This is a genomic window from Dietzia papillomatosis NBRC 105045, from assembly GCF_001570845.1.
Lineage (GTDB): Bacteria > Actinomycetota > Actinomycetes > Mycobacteriales > Mycobacteriaceae > Dietzia > Dietzia cinnamea.
The window spans coordinates 14,180-32,497 of sequence record NZ_BCSL01000024.1; the positions used below are offsets into that span (position 1 = coordinate 14,180).

The window sequence follows — 18,318 nt, forward strand, 5'->3', positions numbered from 1 at the left end:
GCCCACCGTGACACCATCAGCACCCCGGGACGTCGCCGTGGTCGGCTTCGCCCACGCCCGCCACACCGAGTCCACCTTCGGCACCACCAACGGCGTCGAGATGCTCGCCCCGGTCTTCGCCGAGTGCTACCGGCAGACCGGCCTGGACCGCACGCAGATCGACTTCTGGTGCTCCGGCTCGTCGGACTACCTCGCGGGCCGCGCCTTCTCCTTTATCTCCGCCGTCGACTCGATCGGCGCCACGCCGTCGATCGTCGAGTCGCACGTGGAGATGGACGCCGCCTGGGCGCTCTTCGAGGCCTGGCTCAAGATCGCCTCCGGCCAAGCCGACACGGCCCTGGTCTACGGCTTCGGCAAGGCCTCGGCCAGCACGGACCTCGACACGGCGCTCGCGCTGCAACTCGACCCGTACACCGTCGCCCCCCTGTGGCCCGGCCGCCACCACCTGGCCGCCCTGCAGGCGCGCGCCGGGATCGACGCCGGCCTGTGGTCCGAGCAGGACATGGCCGCGGTCGCCGCCCGCGCGACCGGCCGCAACCAGCGCGAGCTCCTCGCCGAGCCGTACCTCGCCGACCCGCTGCGACGGCACGACTGCCCGCCGGTCACCGACGGCGCCGCCGCGATCATCCTCGCCTCGGGCGACCGCGCCCCCGAACTGTGCGACACCCCCGCCTACATCGCCGGGATGGAGCACATCATCGACTCGGCCGAGTTCGGCGCCCGCGACCTCACCGACTCCCCCTCGACGCGCGCCGCCGCGGCCCGCGTCACCGGCGCGAGCGGGGACCGGCCGGATCTCGGCGGGGTCGCCGTGGTCGAGCTGCACACCCAGTACACGCACCAGGAGCTGCTCCTGCGGCGGGCACTGGGGATCACGGGCGACGTCGCCGTCACCCCCTCCGGCGGCTCCCTGCTGGCCGACCCGCTGTTCTCCGCCGGGCTCGAGCGGATCGGCTACGCCGCCGAGGCCATCTGGTCCGGAGGCACCGAGCGCGCCCTGGCCCACGCGACCAGCGGCCATCTGCTGCAGCAGAACCTCATCTGCCTCCTGGAAGGACGCGCCGAATGAGCGCCCACAGCTCCGGCCTGCCCGCCGCCGTGCTCGGCACCGGTCAGACCCACCACGTCTCGCGCCGCACCGACGTCTCCATGGCCGGCCTCTGCCGCGAGGCCATCGACGCCGCCATGGCCGACGCCGGTGTGGGTTGGGACGACATCGACGCGGTGATCGTGGGCAAGGCCCCCGACCTGTTCGAGGGGGTCATGATGCCCGAGTTGATGATGGCCGATGCCCTGGGCGCCGTGGGCAAGCCGCTCCTGCGCGTGCACACCGCCGGCTCCGTCGGCGGATCCACCGCGATCGTGGCCGCCGCCCACGTCCAGTCGGGGCGGTATCGGCGCGTGCTGGCCGTGGCGTGGGAAAAGCAGTCCGAGTCCAACGCCATGTGGGCCCTGTCGCTGCCCGTGCCGTTCACCGCACCGGTCGGCGCCGGCGCCGGCGGTTACTTCGCCCCGCACGTGCGCTCCTACATCCGGGGCACCGGCGCCCCAGAGCACGTGGGCGCCATGGTCGCGGTCAAGGACCGGCTCAACGGCTCCATCAACCCGTACGCGCACCTCAAGCAGCCCGACATCACCGTCGACACGGTGCTCGAGGGCCAAATGCTGTGGGACCCGATCCGCTTCGACGAGACCTGCCCGTCCTCCGACGGCGCGTGCGCGATCGTGATCGGCGACGCCGAGGCCGCCGAGGCCGTGGGGTCCGCCGGCCGCCAGGTCGCCTGGATCCACGCCACCGCCCTGCGCACCGAGCCGGGCACCTTCGCCGGGCGCGACTACGCCAACCCGCAGGCCAGCCGCGATGCCGCGGCCGCACTGTGGGCCGAGGCCGGGATCACCAACCCGGCCGAGGAAATCGGCGCCGCCGAGATCTACGTCCCGTTCTCCTGGTTCGAGCCCATGTGGTTGGAGAGCCTGGGGTTCGCCGCCCCGGGCGAGGGCTGGCGCATGACCGAGTCCGGCGCCACCGCGCGCGGCGGCTCGCTACCGGTCAACCCGTCCGGCGGCGTCCTGTGCTCCAACCCGATCGGCGCCTCCGGCATGCTGCGGTTCGCCGAGGCGGCCCGCCAGGTGATGAACCGCGCAGACGAGCACCAGATCCCCGACGCCCGAAAGGCCCTCGGACACGCCTACGGCGGGGGTTCGCAGTACTTCTCCATGTGGGTAGTGGGGACCGATCGTCCGGAGCGTCACTAATGAGCAACCCCTATCTGGACGACGACGGGCAGTACCGCCCGATCGAGATGAGCGACTCGGCCCTGGCGAGTCCCGCCTACGCCGCCGCGCGCCGCTCGTGGGCCGCGACCAACGCCGGTGACCGTGACGCCTGGATCGCCGGCTGGGCGCCCGAGGGCTGCATCGAGGACCCCGTCGGTCCGTCGATGTTCGACGCTGAGGGCGTCGGCCACCGCGGTACCGAGCGGCTTTTGGAGTTCTGGGAAAAGGCAGTGGCCACCCCGGACCACATCGAGTTCCGCTTCGACCGCGGGATCGCCGCCGGCGACGAACTACTGTGCATCGGCACCATGCGCACGCATATGGGCGAGAACATCATGGACATCGACATCGCCGTGGACTACCGCGTCGACTCCGACGGCCGCCTGGTCTCCCTCCGCGCCTTCTGGGAACAGGACGTCGCGCTGACCTCGGGCCTGCGGCCGCTCACCGACGACGACAAAGCCGCCATCGCCGGCGCACTCCGGAAGGACAACTGAAATGGCACGCGTAGTGGACGTCGAATTCTCCGTCCCGGTCTCCTTCTCCCCCGTCGACCAGTACATCTCGATCGCCCGCGGCGCCGAGGCCGCCGGATTCGACCGGGTCGTCCTGCCGGATTCCCTGTTCCATCCGCGTCGTCAGGACAAGGACTACCCGTACACGCCGGACGGCTCGCGCATGTGGGACGAGAATACCGAGTGGGTCGAGCCACTGATCGCCTCCGCCGCGATGGGCGGGGCCACCTCGACCATCCGGTTCTCCCCGCAGGTGCTCAAGGTCGGGCCGCGGAACCCGCTGCTGTTGACCCGGCAGGTCGCCTCCGTCGCACTGATGACCGGCAGCCGGCTCGACCTGGGCGTGGGGATCGGTTGGGACCCCAACGAGTTCGAATGGTGCGGCGCCCCGTTCAAAGGTCGCGGCAAGCGGGTCGACGAGTCGCTGATGATCATGCGCGAGGGACTGAAGGGCGAGTGGATGAAGTTCCACGGCGACCACTTCGACTTCGATGAGCTCATCTTCACCCCGGCCCCGTCCGAGCAGGTGCCGTTCTACGTGGGTGGACACACCGAGATAGCCCTCAAACGTGCGGCACGGATCGGCCAGGGCTGGACCAGCGCGATGATGAAGTTCGACGAGATCGCGGCCACCGTCACGCGCCTGCGCGAGTTGCTCGAGGCCAGCGGCCGCTCGCTCGCCGACCGCGGCGACGGCAAGCCCTTCGCCATCCAGGTGGTCTGCCTGGACAGGTTCGGCACCCGTGGTTTCACCGAGCTGGCCGAGGCCGGGGTCACGGACATCATCGTGTTGCCGTGGATGATCGAGGGACTCGGCTACGACGCCACGGCCCAGCAGAAGATCGATTCGCTCCACCGGTTCGGCGAGAAGTACGGCCTCCCCGGCTGACACCCGGCCTGCGGTGCCGCTCAGGCGGGCACGCGCGCAGCGATGTCGTGGTGCCGCCCGAGCTAGGACAGCCGGTCCCGCTCGGGGCGCCTCCTTCGCCGCGTACGCCCCCCACCTCCCGCGGGAGCGACTGCCCCCCGTGCGAGGGCGACCCCGGAAACACGTCAGCCCCGGCCCGGCCTGCGACAACAGACGAGACCGGGGCTGCTCGGCCGCTGCAGGGTGCGCGGCCGTGGGTGCGGGTGTCAGCTCAGTGAATGACCGGGCACTTGAAGTCGACCTTCCAGTCCTGGATGGCGTTGAGCCAGCCCGAACGCAGGCGGGTCGCGTCGCCCATCGAGGTGATGTCGGGCATGTGGTCGGCGATCGCGTTGAAGATCAGCTCGATCTGCAGCTTCGCCAGGTTGGCGCCGATGCAGTAGTGCGGGCCGTTACCGCCGAACGTCAGGTGCGGGTTCGGGTCGCGCAGGATGTTGAAGGTGAACGGATCCTCGAAGACCTCCTCGTCGAAGTTCGCCGAGCCGTACATGATCGCGGCTCGGTCGCCCTTCTTCATGGTCACGCCGCCGATCTCGACATCCTCGGTGGCGGTGCGCTGGAACGAGGAGATCGGCGAGGCCCAGCGGAGGATCTCGTCGTAGGTGGTCTCCGGGCGCTCGGTCTTGAACAGCTCCCACTGGTCCGGGTTCTCCAGGAACGCGATCATGCCGTGGGTCGTGGCGTTACGGGTGGTCTCGTTGCCGGCCACCGCGAGCAGCACCACGAACCAGCCGAACTCGTCCGCGGAGAGCTTCTCGCCGTCGACGTCGGCCTGGACCAGCTTGGTCACCAGGTCGTCCCGCGGGTCGACCTCGCGCTTGGCGGCCAACTCCATGGCGTAACCGAGGATCTCGGCGTTGGCGGCGTTGGACTCGTCCGCCAGTTCCGGGATGTCGTAGCTGGTCATCTTGTTGGACCACTCGAAGATCTGGTGGCGGTCCTCCTGCGGGATACCGATGAGCTCGGCGATGGCCTGCAGCGGGAGCTCGGAGGCCACCTCGGTGATGAAGTCCCCCCCGCCCTTGGCGGCGGCGGTCTCCACGATACTCCGCGCCTTCTCGGCGAGGTTCTCACGCATCTTCTCGATGTTCCGCGGGGTGAACCCCTTGGAGATGATGCGGCGGTACTTCTTGTGCTCGTCCCCGTCCTGGTTGATGAAGAGGAATCGCGTCATCTCGACGATCTCGCGCTCGGTCCCGGGCGCGAAGCGAGGGATGGCGGTGTTCTCCCAGCTGGAGAAGACCTCGTTGGTGCGCCGGGAGATCTCCTTGACGTCTGCGTGCTTGGTGACGACCCAGTAGCCGTCGTCGTCGTACCCGTCCGCACCCGGCTCGTTGGCGCACCACCAGATCGGCTCGGTCTGCCGCAGGTGCATCCACTCCGGATGCGGAAGTCGCTTCTGGTAGAGCTCCGGGTCGGTGAAGTCGAACCCCTCGGGAATGGTGACTGGCTGCACTGGCACTCCTTGGCCGCGTCGGTTTGCGTCAGGTGTTCACTCCCACAACCCGGATACTGCGAACCCCTCGCCCGGGCTGTAATCTAGAACACGTTCCATACACCATACTAGAACACGTTCAGCTCCGGCCAGGCCTACCTCCGGCCGGATTCCCGGAAGGAAAACCATGGGAAATCCCGTCATCGTCGAGGCCGTGCGCACCCCGATCGGCAAGGCCCGCGGCGCGCTGTCGGGCCTCCACCCCGCGCACCTGCTGGGCGCCTCCCAGAAGGAGGTCATCCGCCGCGCAGGCATCGACGCCGCCCTGGTCGAGCAGGTCGTCGGCGGCTGCGTGACCCAGGCCGGTGCGCAGGGCAACAACGTCACCCGCGGCGCCTGGCTCGCCTCCGGCCTGCCCTGGCAGACCGCGTGCACGACCATCGACTGCCAGTGCTCGTCCGCGCAGCAGGCCAACCACTTCATCGCCAACCTCATCCACGCGGGCGCCATGGACGTCGGCATCGCCTGCGGCGTCGAGTCGATGAGCTGGATCGCGCTCCGCGCGGCCGTCGGCAACGGCGAGAACGGCATGCCCCGCCCCGACGACTGGACGGTGGATCTGCCGGACCAGTTCACGGCCGCCGACCGGATCGCCAAGCGTCGCGGCCTGAGCCGCGCCGACCTCGAGGAGCTGGGCGTCCGGTCGCAGGCCAATGCGCAGCGCGCGTGGGACGAAGGCCGGTTCGATAGGGAGACCTTCGCCGTCGACGCCCCCGAGCGCCTCAAGGACGGCACCTACACCGGCGAGACGGTGACCGTCACCCGCGATCAGGGCCTGCGGGAGACCACCGCCGAGGCGCTCGCCGGCCTCACTCCGGTCCTCGAGGGCGGCCTGCACACCGCCGGCACCTCGAGCCAGATGTCCGACGGCTCGGCAGCGGTCCTGCTCATGGATGAGGACGTCGCCAAGGCGCACGGCCTCAATCCCCGCGCGCGAATCGTCCACCAGGCTCTGGTCGGCGGCGAGCCCGAGTACCACCTCGACGGCCCGGTCCAGGCCACGCAGCGCGTCCTCGACCGCTCGGGCATGTCGATCGGCGACTTCGATCTGTTCGAATGCAACGAGGCGTTCGCCTCCGTGCTCCTAAGCTGGGCGCAGGTGCATGGGCCCGACATGGACAAGGTCAACGTCAACGGGGGTGCCATCGCGATCGGCCACCCCGTCGGCAGCACCGGGTCGCGGCTCATCACCACCGCCCTACACGAGCTCGAGCGCACGGACGGCGAGCGCGCGCTCATCACGATGTGCGCGGGAGGCGCCCAGGCGTCGGCGAGCATCATCGAGAGGATCTGACATGAGCGACGTCATCCAGATGGCGACGAGCAGGCGGCGGGAGATCTTCGCCGCGGTGTCGTCGGCCGACGGCCCCGAGGACGCGGTGGGGGCGGTCGCGAGCCTGCTGTCCGTGTCCGCCGACGAGGCGCGACAGGTACTCAAGGCCCCCCTCGAGGCGTTCACCGGTTCCGCGACCGGCGCGCCCGACGGGGAGGCCGGGCAGGGTTTCGCGCTCCGCCCGTTCACCGAGTCGGAGGACCACACCGCGCTCTATCACTCTCGCTCGTCGGACTCCACGTCCGCGACCGGAGGCGCCTGGGACCGTGAGAAGACCGAGCAGGAGCTCCGGGACGGCCTGGACCGCATCGAGGCTGAATCCGCTATGTGGTTCGTCGCCGTCGACACCGAACGCGACGCCCTTGTCGGCCTCGTCTTCGGCGAGCAGATCAACGACGGCGACGTCGACGTGGCCATCTGGATCCGGCCCGAAGAGCGCAAGAAGGGCTTCGGCCTCCGGTCGCTTAAGGAGAGCCGCCGCGAACTGGCGGCGTTCTTCCCCGGCAAGCACGTGATCGTCCGCGCTCCCCTGTCCGCGAACAAGTGACCGAGCACCACTCCCGCCCCGAGACAGGGGTCGACGACCCGCGGCGTGGCGCGCCGTGGGTCGTCGGCGTCATCAAGGTGATGTCGCGGGTCAACACGTGGGCCTACCGGGTCTCCGGTGGACGGCTCGGTGGGTCGTGGCGGGTGGGGTCGGCGCTCCGCGCGCCGGTCCCCGTGTGCCTGCTCACGACCACGGGCCGCAAATCCGGCGAGCCCCGGACCGTCCCACTGCTGCACTTCCCCGACGGCGACCGGGTATTGCTCGTCGCCTCCCAGGGCGGGCTGCCCAAGCACCCTCAGTGGTACCTCAATGTTCTCGCCGACCCGGCCGTCACCGTCCAGGTGGGTCGCCGTAGCCGGGCGATGACGGCGAGAGAGGCCACATCGGCCGAGCGGGACGAACTCTGGCCGAGGCTCGTCGAGCGTTACGCGGACTTCGCCGACTACCAGGCCAACACGAGCCGGGTCATCCCGGTCATCATCTGCGAACCCGCCCACTGAGCGTTCAGTCCCCACCAGCAGCCGGGCCTCCCCTCGAGAGGCCCGGCCGCTTTGCCGTGGTCGTCTCCCACTGCCTGCCGTCGCGGGCCGGGAAGTTAAGGGCGCTCCCATGTTTTGTGCGCTTCCGAACCGCCTCACCGGTACCTTTAGATAACAGGAAGCACATCTTTGTCGCTTCCTGAATAAAACCTTGACTTGCATTGAGGCTTAAGAGACTCTAACTTTTGGAATCGCGTGGGACCTGCGCGAACGTCGTCTCGCCATCTCGTCGGCGGGCAGCTCTCAGGGGAAGGCACTTTTATGAACAAGTCCACCTAGGTTGACGCGGTCGCGGCATCCGTGGTGCTGGCCGCGGCCGGCACGAACGGCGTCGCCAACGCACAGATCATCGACTCCGCCAGCGTCACCAGCATGCTCGGCGAGCTCCTCCAGTCCGGCTCCGCGGGGGGCGGGCTCCCCACCGACTCAGCCGGCCTTCCCACGGACTCCGCGGGCTTGAACCCACTGGCCGGATCCTCGGACCTCACCGAGGGCGCCATCCCCGGCTCGTCGGATCTGGAGCCGCTCGCCGGCTCGCAGGCTTTCACCTCCTCGGAACCCACGCTCAGCACCGACCCGCTCGGCGGGTCCTCGGACCTGCCCGCGCTCAGCACGGCGCCGCTCGCCGGGTCCGCTCAGCTGCCGGGCCTGGAGGGTTCGCTCAGCACCCTCACCCTGTCCACCGACGTCATCGGCGACGTGGGCTCGGACAACCTCGGGCCGCTGTCCACGGATCTGTTCGCCACGGGCTCGGACGGGATGCAGCCGCTGTCCACCGAGCTCATCGGTGGCTCGACGGCCAACACCCCCCTGTCTGCGGACCTCATCACCACCGGTTCGACCGCTGAGACCCCGCTCGCCCTGTCGGTGGATCTCATCGGCGGTTCCACGGCCACCACGCCGCTGGTCCTGTCCGTCGACCTCATCAACACGGGCTCGGACGGAATGCAGCCGCTCTCGACCGAGCTCATCGCCACGGGCTCCGACGACATGGCGCCGCTGTCCACCGACCTGCTCGGCGGGTCGTCGGATCTCGCTCCGCTGACCGGGTCGACCGGCATGACCCCGCTGATCACCTCCGTCGGCATGGAGCCGCTGTCCACCGAGCTCAACCTGCTGGGTGGCTCCGCCGAGCTGCCGGCCCTGTCGGCCGAGTTCCCGGATGGGTCGACCGAGGGCATCGGCGGCTCCGCCGTGCTCGTCGGTAAGGGACTGCAGGGCTCGCTGACCAACGGCTCCGCCAACGAGATCACCGAACCGGTGGGCGGGTCGATCACCGACGGCGGTGCACTGTCGCCGATCATCGGCTCCATCGCCGAGGGCGGCGTCCTGCCGGCGCTCGCGGGTTCGATGTCCGACATCTCCGGCTCGATCTCGGGCAATGGCGGATCGACCGGGCAGAGCTCGGACACCATCAACGGCTCGGCCGGCGGCGGCGCCGGCGTGCTCCTCGGTTCGGTCGAGGAGCTGACCACGGTCAACGGGTCGCTCACCGCGTTCACGGGATCGCTGGCCAACGGCTCCCCGCAGGGAACCACCTCCACCAACCTCGGTTCCACGATGGGTACCGCCGCCTCCATGGAGGCGGGCGGCAGCCTCCTGCCCGTGCTCGCGGTGACCGCGGTCGCCGGCGGCGGCGCCGCCATCGCCACCGCCACCGCGACCGGGGCGTTGCCCTCCCGCCGCTGCCGACCCTCTGCGACCTGCCGTCGGCGCAGGTAGACCAGCTGGCAGCGCTCGGATCCGCGGACGCCCAGCGCTGCACTCCCGGCAGCTGAGTCGCGTCAGCCCCTCCACGATGCCGTAGACAGAGGCCCGTAGACAGACGAGAGAGCCCCGCACCGTGACGGTGCGGGGCTCTCTCGTGCCCGGTCCCCTGCGACTGGCGTCAGCGGGCGCCGTACACGGGGACCGGGGTGGGCGACTCGTCGAGCAGGCGGGGCACGACCGACCCGAGCTCTGCAGGATCCCACTTCGCGCCCTTGTCTTCGGACGCCGCGCGCTGCCACCCGTCGCAGACGGTGACGTTGCCACCTTCGACCTCGAAGACGCGGCCGCTCACCTGCGACGACTCCTCGGACCCCAGCCACACGACCAGCGGCGAGATGTTGGCCGGGTCCATCACGTCGAACGACCCGTCCTCGGGGGCTGCCATCTGGGAGGCCATCTCCTCCCCCGCGGAGGTCGTCATGCGGGTGCGAGCGGACGGGGCGATCGCGTTGGCGGTGACCCCGTAGCCCTTCATCTCGGCGGCGGTCTGGATGGTCAGCAGCGCGATGCCAGCCTTGGCGGTGGCGTAGTTGCCCTGGCCGACCGACCCGAACAGGCCCGCCCCAGACGAGGTGTTGATGACCCGGGCCTGGCGCGGGCGGCCGGCCTTGGACTCGGCGCGCCAGTACTCCGCCGCGTGCCGCAGCGGCGCGTAGTGGCCCTTGAGGTGGACGGTGATGACGTTGTCCCAGTCGCTCTCGCTCATGCCGACGAGCATCTTGTCGCGCAGGAAGCCGGCGTTGTTGACCAGCACGTCCAGCCCACCGAAGGTGTCGATAGCCTGCTGGACGAGGTCGCGGGCACCCTCCCACGAGGAGATGTCGTTGCCGTTGACGACGGCGTCGCCGCCAGCGGCCTTGATCTCCGCCACGACCTGCTCCGCCGGGGACTCGCCGACGTTCGACCCGTCCAGGCCGGCGCCGAGGTCGTTCACGACGACCTTGGCCCCCTCCGCCGCGAAGGCGAGCGCGTGCTCACGGCCGATTCCGCGGCCGGCGCCGGTGACGATGACGACGCGTCCGTCGCAGATTCCCATGACAATCTCCTTGTTCTGAGTGATCAGTGCTTGTTGTCGGCTGTGGACGCCGAGAGGAAGGCCGGCTTCTCGCCGCCCCCGTGGACCAGCAACTCGGCGCCCGTGATGTAGGCGGCCAACGGCGAGGCCAGGAAGGCCGCGGCCCGGCCAACGTCCTTCGGCTCGGCCATCCGCCCCATCGGAATGGTCGCGTCGACGGCGGCGACCCCCTCGGCGTCCCCGTAGTGCATCTCGGCCAGCTCCGTCTTGACCGGGCCCACCACCACCGAGTTGATGCGGACCGCGGGCGCCCACTCCACGGCGAGGGACTGAGTGAGCGAGTCGAGGCCCGCCTTCGCGGCGCCGTACGAGGCCGTGCCCGGGGACGGGCGATGACCCGAAACGGACGAGATGTTGACGATCGCCCCTCCGGTCGGCTGCATCACGCGGTTCGCCTCCTGCGCCACGGTCAGCGCGGACAGGAGGTTCAGCGCCACGATCTTCGAGTGGAAGTTGGCGCTCACGTCGGCGGCGAGGGCGAACGGTGCTCCGCCGGCGTTGTTGACGACCACGTCGAGACGGCCGTGGCGGTCGACGATGTCGTCGACCAGGGCGCGGACCGCGTCGGCATCGCGGAGGTCGACCGAGTGGAACTCCTGGTCGGCGGCATCCGAGACCTCGTCGGCGGGACGACGCGCGCACGTGATGACGACGGCCCCGGCCTCACGAAAAACAGTGCTGATGCCGGCACCCACGCCGCGCACGCCGCCCGTGATGAGGACGACCTTCCCCGCCAGACCCAGATCGATGTTCGTCATGCGTGCTAGCCTACCAAGCAAGCGTTTGGTTAGTCACCGCGCCGTCGAGGACGACGGTGGCGTGCGAAGGGAGCTCCATGGGCATCAAGGTCGACACGGGTGCGGACGGGATAGCCACCGTCACGGTCGACTACCCCCCTGTCAACGCCATCCCGTCAGCGGGATGGTTCGAACTCGGTGAGCAGATCCTCGCCGCGGGCCGCGACCCCGAGGTCCACGTGGTGATCCTGCGGGCCGAGGGTCGTGGGTTCAACGCCGGCGTGGACATCAAAGAGATGCAGGACTTCGAGGGCTTCGACCACCTGCTCGCCGCCAACCGCGGCTGCTACGTGGCCTTCAACGCCGTATACGAGTGCGCGGTCCCCGTGATCGCCGCGGTCAACGGCTTCTGCGTCGGCGGCGGGATCGGCCTAGTCGGCAACGCGGACTGCATCGTCGCCTCCGACGACGCCGTGTTCGGCCTGCCGGAGGTGGACCGCGGAGCGCTCGGCGCCGCCACCCACCTGTCACGCATGGTCCCTCCGCACATGCTGCGCACTCTGTACTACACCTCCCGCAACGTCACCGCGCAGCAGTTGCACTCGTGGGGCACGGTCTACGACGTCGTGCCGCGCGACCAGCTCGACGCCGCGGCCCGCGAGCTGGCGGAGGCGATCGCCGCCAAGGACACCCGCGTTATCCGGGCGGCCAAGGAGGCCATCAACCATATCGATCCGGTCGACGTGAAGTCCTCGTACCGCATGGAGCAGGGCTTCACGTTCGAGCTCAACCTCGCCGGCGTGGCCGACGAGCACCGTGACGAGTTCGTCAAGAGCGGTACGAATCTGGATAAACGAGTCAAGCGATCCGAGAGGACGGGCGAGAACAAGTGAGTAGCACCCCCACCCCGCGCGACAAGCGCACGAGCCTCGACGAGGCCGTCGCGCGCCTCGAGAGCGGTATGACCATCGGTATCGGCGGCTGGGGTTCGCGTCGCAAGCCGATGGCCCTGGTCCGCGCGATCCTCCGCCGCGAGGATCTCACCGATCTGTCCGTCATCACCTACGGTGGCCCGGACCTCGGTCTGCTCTGCTCGGCCGGCAAGGTCTCCAAGGCCTACTACGGCTTCGTCACCCTGGACTCAGCTCCGTTCTACGACCCGTGGTTCGCCCGTCGCCGCACCGAGGGCTCGATCATCTCCCGTGAGATGGACGAGGGCATGGTCCGCGCCGGCCTCACCGCCGCCGCTCAGCGCCTGCCGTTCCTGCCCACGCGCGCCGGTCTGGGTTCCGACGTCTTCCGCTTCTGGGGCGACGAGCTCAAAACCATCGACTCCCCGTACGACTTCGAGGGCAAGACCGAGACCTTGGTCGCGATGCCCGCGTTGCGCATGGACGCCGCGCTCATCCACCTGGATAAGGCCGACAAGCACGGCAACGCGGCGTTCACCGGTGCCGACGGCTACTTCGACGACCTGTACGCCATGGCCGCCGACACCGTCCTGCTCGAGGCCGATGAGATCGTCGACTCCGCCGACGCACTCATGAACGAGGTCGGACCGCAGCGCATGCTGATCAGCCGCATGTTCGTCGACACCGTCTCCGAGGCACCGAATGGCGCCCACTTCACCTTCGCCGGTGGCTACGCCCGCGACGAGGCGTTCCAGAAGCACTACGCCGCGTCCGCGAAGGAAGAGGACTCGTGGAAGGCGTTCGTCGACGAGTTCCTGTCCGGGACCGAGGAGGACTACCAGAAGGCCGTCACCGCGTTCGCGGAGAAGGCCGCTGCCGAGAAGGCCGCCGAGAAGGGAGCCAAGTGATGTCCGACGTCACCACCCAGTCCGCCACGAGGGCCGAGTACTGCGCTGTCGCGTGCGCGGAGATCTTCGCCGGCGCCGGTGAGATCTTCGCCTCGCCCATGACCCCGATGGCCACCATCGGGGCGCGCCTGGCCCGACTCACCACCGAGCCCGACCTGCTCATCACCGACGGCGAGTACCGCTTCCTCGGCCAGACCCCGCCGCTGGGCAAGACCATCGACTTCGAGGGCTACATCCCGTTTCCCCGCGTCTTCGACGTCCTGCAGGCCGGCACCCGCCATGTCGTGATGGGCGCCAACCAGATCGACCGGTTCGGCAACCAGAACCTGTCCGCCTTCGGTGACGACGTGCAGAAGCCGACCCGCCAGATGTTCGGCCTGCGCGGGGCCCCCGGCAACACGATCAACCACGCCACCAGCTACTGGGTCGGCAAGCACTCCTCGCGCGTGTTCACCGAGAAGGTCGACGTGGTCTGCGGCATCGGCTACGACCGCTACACCGAGGGCGACCCGGCGTTCCGCTACCACCATCTCCACCGCGTGGTTTCCAACCTCGGCGTGTTCGACTTCGGCGGCACCGACCACAGCATGCGCGCGCTGAGCCTGCACCCGGGCGTGACCGCCGACGAGGTCGCCGAGAGCACCGGTTTCGTGATCGAGGGCCTCGCCGACGCAGCGGTCACCCGCGATCCCTCGGCCGAGGAGCTGCGCATCATTCGTGAGGTGCTGGACCCCCGCGGGTTCCGCGACCGTGAGGTGTCAGCCGCGTGAGCGCTCCCACCATCACGACCGCGTTCACCGAGCTCGTCGGCGTCCAATACCCCATAGTCCAGACGGGCATGGGCTGGGTCTCCGGACCCGAATTGACCGCCGCGACCGCCAACGCCGGCGGTCTGGGCATCATCGCCTCGGCCACGATGACCTACGCCGAGCTCGAGGACGCCATCGTGCGGACGAAGAAGCTCACCGGCAAGCCCTTCGGCGTCAACCTCCGGGCGGACGCCGAGGACGCCGCCGAGCGGTGCGAGCTGATGATCCGCCACGGGGTGAAGGTCGCGTCGTTCGCCCTCGCGCCCAAGCCGGAGCTGATCGCCAGGCTCAAGGAGAACGGCCTCGTCGTCGTCCCCTCCATCGGTGCCGCTAAGCACGCCGTCAAGGTCGCCTCCTGGGGCGCCGACGCGGTTATCGTCCAGGGCGGTGAGGGCGGCGGACACACCGGCCAGGTCGCCACCACCCTCCTGCTCCCCAGCGTCATCGACGCGCTCGGCGGCGCGGGGAACACCTCGATCCCCGTCGTGGCCGGCGGCGGGTTCTTCGACGGACGCGGCCTGGTCGCGGCGCTGTCCTACGGCGCCGCCGGCGTCGCGATGGGAACACGGTTCCTCCTCACCAGCGATTCGAAGGTGCCGGACGCGGTGAAGAAGCAATACCTCGAGCGGGGCCTGCAGGAAACGGTCGTCTCCACCCGCGTCGACGGCATGCCGCACCGCGTCCTGCGGACGGGCCTGGTCAACGCGCTGGAGTCCGCAAGCCCCCTCAAAGGGCTGACCGCGGCGGTGCAGAACGCTAATAAGTTCAAGTCCATGACGGGCATGAAGTGGCAGCAGCTCGCCAGGGACGGCCTCAACATGAAGAAGGCCACCGACCGCACCTGGCAGCAGATCGTCATGGCCGCCAACACGCCCATGCTGCTCAAGGCCGGCCTGGTCGAGGGCAACACCGATGCCGGTGTGCTCGCATCCGGGCAGGTCGTCGGCATGATCGACGACCTGCCGAGCTGCGACGAGCTGATCCAGCGGATCATGGCGCAGGCGCACGAGCGCCTCGCGGCGCTCCGCGCCCTGGGCTGACGGCCCGCTCGACCGTCGCCACCGACGCACCCGCACGGCCCGCTGGGTCGGCGGGTTCGTCGCATTTGGTGCGTACCCGGAACATGAGGGGAGTCTTGGCATATCCTGAGAAACGTCCCCGCACGCGCGGGCTCATATCCCCCACCCCTCCCGGAGGACCCCATGCCTTCTGTTCGTACCGCCGTCCGCGCGGCCGCCGTCCTCGGCGCCACCGCCGCCCTGACCGTCGCCGGTGCCGGCGCGGCGTCGGCCGCCACCGCATCGAGCCCTGTCGTCGAGGGCAACACGATTTCCATCACCTTCGAGAATGACGGTCTCGGAGATGTCGCTACCTGCGTCGCCGCCGTCGCACCCACAGCTGAAGCCGCAACCTTCGCCAGCAAGCTCGCCGCCATCTCGACCCTCGACCTCGGTGCAATCACCGAGCTTCTGAGTGGCGACACCGTCGCCACGTTCCTTCGCAGCCCGCTGAATTCACCCATCGCCAATGTCACTCTCGGCGACGTGACCGTCTCGGCCACGGTCGAGTCCGGCGTCTACTCCGCCGTTACCTACTGCGTGCCCGGCGAGCCGTCCATCACCCCGCTCGTCGTCGTCGGCAACCCGCTTGACGCAGCTCTCGGCAGCCTGGGCGCGATGAGCTCCGGCGAGGGTGCTGGCCTCGACACCCTCTCGTCCGTCCTCGGCGGAGGAGACACTGAAGGCGCACTCGACCTGGGCACTCTCTCTTCTGCACAGGGCGAGACCGAGAACTGACCTCAATCGCGCTAAATCGCGTCCCACGCTGCCCGGCCGGGTCCGCCCCGGCCGGGCATCGTCGTTCACCGGGCGGACGGCCTGCGCCTGTGTAACACTGAGCGCAACCTGAGCGACAGGTGTGATGAGCACCACCGACCATCCTTTACCTCACGTAGGAGTGCCCATGTCCCTCGCAAAGAAGATCGCCGCAGGATTCGCCGCCGTCGGCATGGCCGCCGGCCTCACCGTAGCCGGCGCCGGTGCCGCGAACGCCGCGGTCCCGGTTCCGCACGTGTTCGGCAACCAGGTCGTCGTCGACATCACGCAGCCGCTGCCGGGCCAGACGTGCCTCGGCATGCTCGTCCCGCCCGCCGCGGGTGCTGACGTGGCCGGCGCGGCCATCGCCGGGGGCGGCGATCTCATGGCCATCATCCGGACGCTCGGCAACCGCGGCGACGTGGTCGCGCTGCGCGGCCCGGGCGTGCCCGGCATCTTCACCCTCCCCATGACGCTGCCCGGTCAGCCGGGCCGGCTGGTCGCCGAGAACGTGCCGTCCAACGTCTACGCGCTCGCGGTGATCTGCCTGAGCAACAACGGCCCGGCCGAGCCGCACCTGTTCCCCGCCGTGGTCGGCGGTCCGCTGGACGCGTTCGCCGGTAGCGCTGGTGGCAGCACCGGAATCACCCCCGCTCCCGTCCAGGGCGGCGGCACCACCGGCTCCCTCAACGGCCTCGGCTCCTGACGCACCGCATGCCCGGCCTCGCCGGCGCAGAGAGAAGGGCCCCGCACCGGGTGGTGCGGGGCCCTACTCCATGTCAGTGGCGCTGTCAGGCGTCCAGTCGCTCGATGATCGTGACGTTGGCGGTGCCGCCGCCCTCGCACATGGTCTGCAGGCCGTAGCGGCCGCCGCTGCGCTCGAGTTCGTTGAGCATCGTGGCGAACAGCTTGGCTCCCGTGGCGCCGAGCGGGTGGCCCAGGGCGATGCCGCCGCCGTTGGGGTTGACGCGGGCCGGGTCGGCGCCCGTCTCCTTGATCCAGGCGAGGACGACGGGGGCGAACGCCTCGTTGATCTCCACGACGTCGATGTCGTCGATCGACAGGCCGGTCTTCTCCAGCGCCCACTTGGTGGCGGGGATCGGCGCGGAGAGCATCATCACCGGGTCGTCGCCGCGAACGGTGAGGTGATGGATGCGGGCGCGGGGCTTGAGCCCGTACTTCTCGACGGCCTCGGCGGAGGCCAACAGGCCGGCGGAGGCGCCGTCACAGATCTGGGAGGCGACGGCGGCGGTGAGCGAACCACCCTCGGCCAGCACCGGCAGGGAGGCCATCTTCTCGAGGGTGGTCTCCCGGGTGGTCTCGTCGGCCTCGAGGCCTGCCATCGGCACGTACTCGTTCGCGAAGCGGCCGGCGGCGATCGCGGCACGAGCGCGCTCGTGCGACTGGAGGGCCCACTTCTCCATCTCCTCGCGCGAGATGCCCCACTTGTCGGCCATCATCTGCGCGCCGTTGAACTGGGAGATCTCCTGGGAGCCGAAGCGCTCGACCCAGCCGGTGGAGCCGGTGAACGGGTCGTCGAAGCCGAACTCGCGGCCGGCGAGCATGGCCGAGGAGATGGGCAGGGCGCTCATGTTCTGCACGCCGCCGAACAGGATGACGTCCTGGGTGCCGGACCAGATGGCCTGGGCGCCGAAGTGGATGGCCTGCTGGCTCGAGCCGCACTGGCGGTCGACGGTGGTGCCCGGCACGCCGAGCGGCATCCCGGCGGCGAGCCACGCGGAGCGGGCGATGTTTCCGGCCTGGGGGCCGATGGTGTCGACGCAGCCGAAGATGACGTCGTCGACGACCTCCGGGTCGATCCCGGTGCGCTCGACGACGGCCCGGATCACGTGCGCGCCGAGGTCGGCCGGGTGCTGCCCCGACAGGCTTCCGGCGCGCTTGCCGACGGGGGTGCGGACGGCGTCGATCACGTAGGCCTCACGGCCGGTCACGCTGGTCATGGATCTCCTCGGGGTGGGTGAGAAAGGTCAGCCGACGGTGAGGCCGTCGAGAACGATGTTGAGGTACTGGTCGGCGATCGCCGCGTGGTCGTTGTCGTCGTCTGGCCGGTACCAGCGGACGGCGACCCACACGGTGTCGCGGAGGAAGCGGTAAGTCAGGCGCACGTCGAGGTCGCCCCGGAAATCCCCGGACTCCATCCCCCGCCTCAGCACGTCGGTCCACATCTCGCGGAACTCGGTGTTGCGCTCGCGCAGGTAGTCGAATCGCGGGTTGCCGCGGAGGTGCTTGAGCTCGTCCTGGTAGATGGCCACCTCGTTGCGGTCGCGGTGGATGGCCTCGAACGACGCGCGGACCAGCGCTTCCAGGGTCGCGCGCGGGCCGAGCCCGGAGCCGACGATCCTTCGGTACTCGCCGAAGAGCGCGTCGAGGAAGCCACGCAGGATCTCGTCGACGATCGCCTCCTTGGAGGCGAAGTGGTGGTACAGACTTCCCGAGAGGATGCCCGCGGCGTCGGCGATGTCGCGGACGGTGGTCGCGCGCAGGCCGCGTTCTGCGAAGAGTTCCGCCGCGATGGACAGGAGTTCCTCACGCCTGGTCGTACTGCTCATGCGCCCACACTACCAACCAAGCACTTGCTAGGTAACGGCGTGCCCTCCGCATCTCGTGCGATCGAGACGCCCTGGGACGCCAGAGCCCTG

Annotated in this window: 19 protein-coding genes; 14 read left to right on the forward strand and 5 right to left on the reverse strand. The window is 69.6% G+C overall.

Annotated features, from left to right (window positions below; translation table 11 throughout):
* Positions 1-7: 7 nt before the first annotated feature.
* Genes DPA01S_RS09900 through DPA01S_RS09915 form a run of 4 tightly spaced genes read left to right on the forward strand, consistent with a single transcriptional unit; the run spans position 8 to position 3,681 of the window.
* Positions 8-1,069 carry a thiolase family protein gene (locus DPA01S_RS09900; RefSeq protein WP_061915904.1) on the forward strand — a complete coding sequence of 354 codons (1,062 nt, stop codon included), beginning with the start codon at positions 8-10 and terminating at the stop codon, positions 1,067-1,069.
* Complete coding sequence (locus tag DPA01S_RS09905; protein ID WP_061915907.1) at positions 1,066-2,256, forward strand: thiolase family protein; 1,191 nt, start codon at positions 1,066-1,068, stop codon at positions 2,254-2,256. The genes DPA01S_RS09900 and DPA01S_RS09905 overlap by 4 nt, the downstream gene beginning before the upstream one ends.
* Complete coding sequence (locus tag DPA01S_RS09910) at positions 2,256-2,774, forward strand: nuclear transport factor 2 family protein (RefSeq protein WP_061915910.1); 519 nt, start codon at positions 2,256-2,258, stop codon at positions 2,772-2,774. The genes DPA01S_RS09905 and DPA01S_RS09910 overlap by 1 nt, the downstream gene beginning before the upstream one ends.
* Before the next feature lies 1 nt (position 2,775).
* On the forward strand, positions 2,776-3,681 hold the full coding sequence (locus tag DPA01S_RS09915) for a TIGR03619 family F420-dependent LLM class oxidoreductase (RefSeq protein ID WP_061915913.1): 906 nt from the start codon (positions 2,776-2,778) through the stop codon (positions 3,679-3,681).
* Positions 3,682-3,931: 250 nt separating this feature from the next.
* Here the strand turns inward: DPA01S_RS09915 and DPA01S_RS09920 are convergent, their stop codons facing one another.
* A complete protein-coding gene (locus DPA01S_RS09920; RefSeq protein ID WP_061915918.1) occupies positions 3,932-5,176 on the reverse strand; it encodes a cytochrome P450 in 1,245 nt (414 codons plus the stop codon).
* Between the two features lie 166 nt (positions 5,177-5,342).
* Here DPA01S_RS09920 and DPA01S_RS09925 point away from each other — a divergent pair, with 166 nt between their 5' ends.
* The 4 genes from DPA01S_RS09925 (at position 5,343) to DPA01S_RS09940 (ending at position 9,356) form a co-directional block, all read left to right on the forward strand.
* Positions 5,343-6,509, forward strand: a complete 1,167-nt coding sequence (locus tag DPA01S_RS09925) for a steroid 3-ketoacyl-CoA thiolase (protein ID WP_061915920.1) — start codon at positions 5,343-5,345, stop codon at positions 6,507-6,509.
* Between the two features lies 1 nt (position 6,510).
* Positions 6,511-7,095, forward strand: a complete 585-nt coding sequence (locus tag DPA01S_RS09930) for a GNAT family N-acetyltransferase (RefSeq protein ID WP_061915925.1) — start codon at positions 6,511-6,513, stop codon at positions 7,093-7,095.
* Positions 7,092-7,595 (forward strand): nitroreductase family deazaflavin-dependent oxidoreductase, encoded by a 504-nt coding sequence (locus DPA01S_RS09935; protein ID WP_061915927.1) that lies wholly within the window; start codon positions 7,092-7,094, stop codon positions 7,593-7,595. The genes DPA01S_RS09930 and DPA01S_RS09935 overlap by 4 nt, the downstream gene beginning before the upstream one ends.
* Positions 7,596-7,934: 339 nt before the next feature.
* Positions 7,935-9,356 (forward strand): hypothetical protein, encoded by a 1,422-nt coding sequence (locus DPA01S_RS09940; protein WP_061915930.1) that lies wholly within the window; start codon positions 7,935-7,937, stop codon positions 9,354-9,356.
* Positions 9,357-9,522: 166 nt separating this feature from the next.
* Here DPA01S_RS09940 and DPA01S_RS09945 read toward each other — a convergent pair whose 3' ends face one another.
* Both DPA01S_RS09945 and DPA01S_RS09950 read right to left on the reverse strand, forming a co-directional pair.
* Positions 9,523-10,440 carry an SDR family oxidoreductase gene (locus DPA01S_RS09945; protein WP_061915933.1) on the reverse strand — a complete coding sequence of 306 codons (918 nt, stop codon included), beginning with the start codon at positions 10,438-10,440 and terminating at the stop codon, positions 9,523-9,525.
* Between the two features lie 23 nt (positions 10,441-10,463).
* Complete coding sequence (locus DPA01S_RS09950) at positions 10,464-11,237, reverse strand: SDR family oxidoreductase (protein ID WP_061915937.1); 774 nt, start codon at positions 11,235-11,237, stop codon at positions 10,464-10,466.
* A 77-nt stretch (positions 11,238-11,314) separates the two neighbouring features.
* On the opposite strand from DPA01S_RS09950, the gene DPA01S_RS09955 reads away from it, so the two are divergent.
* The 6 genes from DPA01S_RS09955 to DPA01S_RS09980 all read left to right on the forward strand — a co-directional run bounded on the left by DPA01S_RS09955 (position 11,315) and on the right by DPA01S_RS09980 (position 16,364).
* Complete coding sequence (locus tag DPA01S_RS09955; protein ID WP_061915940.1) at positions 11,315-12,109, forward strand: enoyl-CoA hydratase family protein; 795 nt, start codon at positions 11,315-11,317, stop codon at positions 12,107-12,109.
* A 68-nt stretch (positions 12,110-12,177) separates the two neighbouring features.
* Positions 12,178-13,035: a CoA transferase subunit A gene (locus DPA01S_RS09960; RefSeq protein ID WP_375544766.1), complete on the forward strand. Its 858-nt coding sequence runs from the start codon at positions 12,178-12,180 to the stop codon at positions 13,033-13,035.
* Positions 13,035-13,805, forward strand: a complete 771-nt coding sequence (locus DPA01S_RS09965) for a CoA-transferase subunit beta (protein WP_061915946.1) — start codon at positions 13,035-13,037, stop codon at positions 13,803-13,805. The genes DPA01S_RS09960 and DPA01S_RS09965 overlap by 1 nt, the downstream gene beginning before the upstream one ends.
* Positions 13,802-14,884, forward strand: coding sequence for an NAD(P)H-dependent flavin oxidoreductase (locus tag DPA01S_RS09970; protein ID WP_061915949.1), 1,083 nt, complete (start codon positions 13,802-13,804; stop codon positions 14,882-14,884). Before DPA01S_RS09965 ends, DPA01S_RS09970 begins: the two co-directional genes overlap by 4 nt.
* 162 nt (positions 14,885-15,046) lie before the next feature.
* On the forward strand, positions 15,047-15,640 hold the full coding sequence (locus DPA01S_RS16795) for a hypothetical protein (protein WP_061915953.1): 594 nt from the start codon (positions 15,047-15,049) through the stop codon (positions 15,638-15,640).
* 166 nt (positions 15,641-15,806) lie between these two features.
* Positions 15,807-16,364 carry a hypothetical protein gene (locus DPA01S_RS09980; protein ID WP_061227405.1) on the forward strand — a complete coding sequence of 186 codons (558 nt, stop codon included), beginning with the start codon at positions 15,807-15,809 and terminating at the stop codon, positions 16,362-16,364.
* Between the two features lie 85 nt (positions 16,365-16,449).
* Here the strand turns inward: DPA01S_RS09980 and DPA01S_RS09985 are convergent, their stop codons facing one another.
* Together DPA01S_RS09985 and DPA01S_RS09990 are read right to left on the reverse strand one after the other, a co-directional pair.
* The gene (locus tag DPA01S_RS09985) at positions 16,450-17,619 is read right to left on the reverse strand and encodes an acetyl-CoA C-acetyltransferase (RefSeq protein WP_061915956.1); all 1,170 of its coding nucleotides are present in this window, start codon (positions 17,617-17,619) and stop codon (positions 16,450-16,452) included.
* A 27-nt stretch (positions 17,620-17,646) separates the two neighbouring features.
* Positions 17,647-18,228, reverse strand: a complete 582-nt coding sequence (locus tag DPA01S_RS09990; RefSeq protein ID WP_061227407.1) for a TetR/AcrR family transcriptional regulator — start codon at positions 18,226-18,228, stop codon at positions 17,647-17,649.
* Between the last annotated feature and the right edge of the window lie 90 nt (positions 18,229-18,318).

Bases quoted from the DNA above. Each gene is read 5' to 3' on its own strand.
- DPA01S_RS09915 (WP_061915913.1), top strand. From the start codon at position 2,776: ATGGCACGCGTAGTGGACGTCGAATTCTCCGTCCCGGTCTCCTTCTCC.
- DPA01S_RS09985 (WP_061915956.1), bottom strand. From the start codon at position 17,619: ATGACCAGCGTGACCGGCCGTGAGGCCTACGTGATCGACGCCGTCCGC.
- DPA01S_RS09965 (WP_061915946.1), top strand. From the start codon at position 13,035: ATGTCCGACGTCACCACCCAGTCCGCCACGAGGGCCGAGTACTGCGCT.
- DPA01S_RS09950 (WP_061915937.1), bottom strand. From the start codon at position 11,237: ATGACGAACATCGATCTGGGTCTGGCGGGGAAGGTCGTCCTCATCACG.
- DPA01S_RS09910 (WP_061915910.1), top strand. From the start codon at position 2,256: ATGAGCAACCCCTATCTGGACGACGACGGGCAGTACCGCCCGATCGAG.
- DPA01S_RS16795 (WP_061915953.1), top strand. From the start codon at position 15,047: ATGCCTTCTGTTCGTACCGCCGTCCGCGCGGCCGCCGTCCTCGGCGCC.
- DPA01S_RS09980 (WP_061227405.1), top strand. From the start codon at position 15,807: ATGTCCCTCGCAAAGAAGATCGCCGCAGGATTCGCCGCCGTCGGCATG.
- DPA01S_RS09990 (WP_061227407.1), bottom strand. From the start codon at position 18,228: ATGAGCAGTACGACCAGGCGTGAGGAACTCCTGTCCATCGCGGCGGAA.
- DPA01S_RS09955 (WP_061915940.1), top strand. From the start codon at position 11,315: ATGGGCATCAAGGTCGACACGGGTGCGGACGGGATAGCCACCGTCACG.
- DPA01S_RS09905 (WP_061915907.1), top strand. From the start codon at position 1,066: ATGAGCGCCCACAGCTCCGGCCTGCCCGCCGCCGTGCTCGGCACCGGT.
- DPA01S_RS09960 (WP_375544766.1), top strand. From the start codon at position 12,178: ATGACCATCGGTATCGGCGGCTGGGGTTCGCGTCGCAAGCCGATGGCC.
- DPA01S_RS09930 (WP_061915925.1), top strand. From the start codon at position 6,511: ATGAGCGACGTCATCCAGATGGCGACGAGCAGGCGGCGGGAGATCTTC.
- DPA01S_RS09925 (WP_061915920.1), top strand. From the start codon at position 5,343: ATGGGAAATCCCGTCATCGTCGAGGCCGTGCGCACCCCGATCGGCAAG.
- DPA01S_RS09945 (WP_061915933.1), bottom strand. From the start codon at position 10,440: ATGGGAATCTGCGACGGACGCGTCGTCATCGTCACCGGCGCCGGCCGC.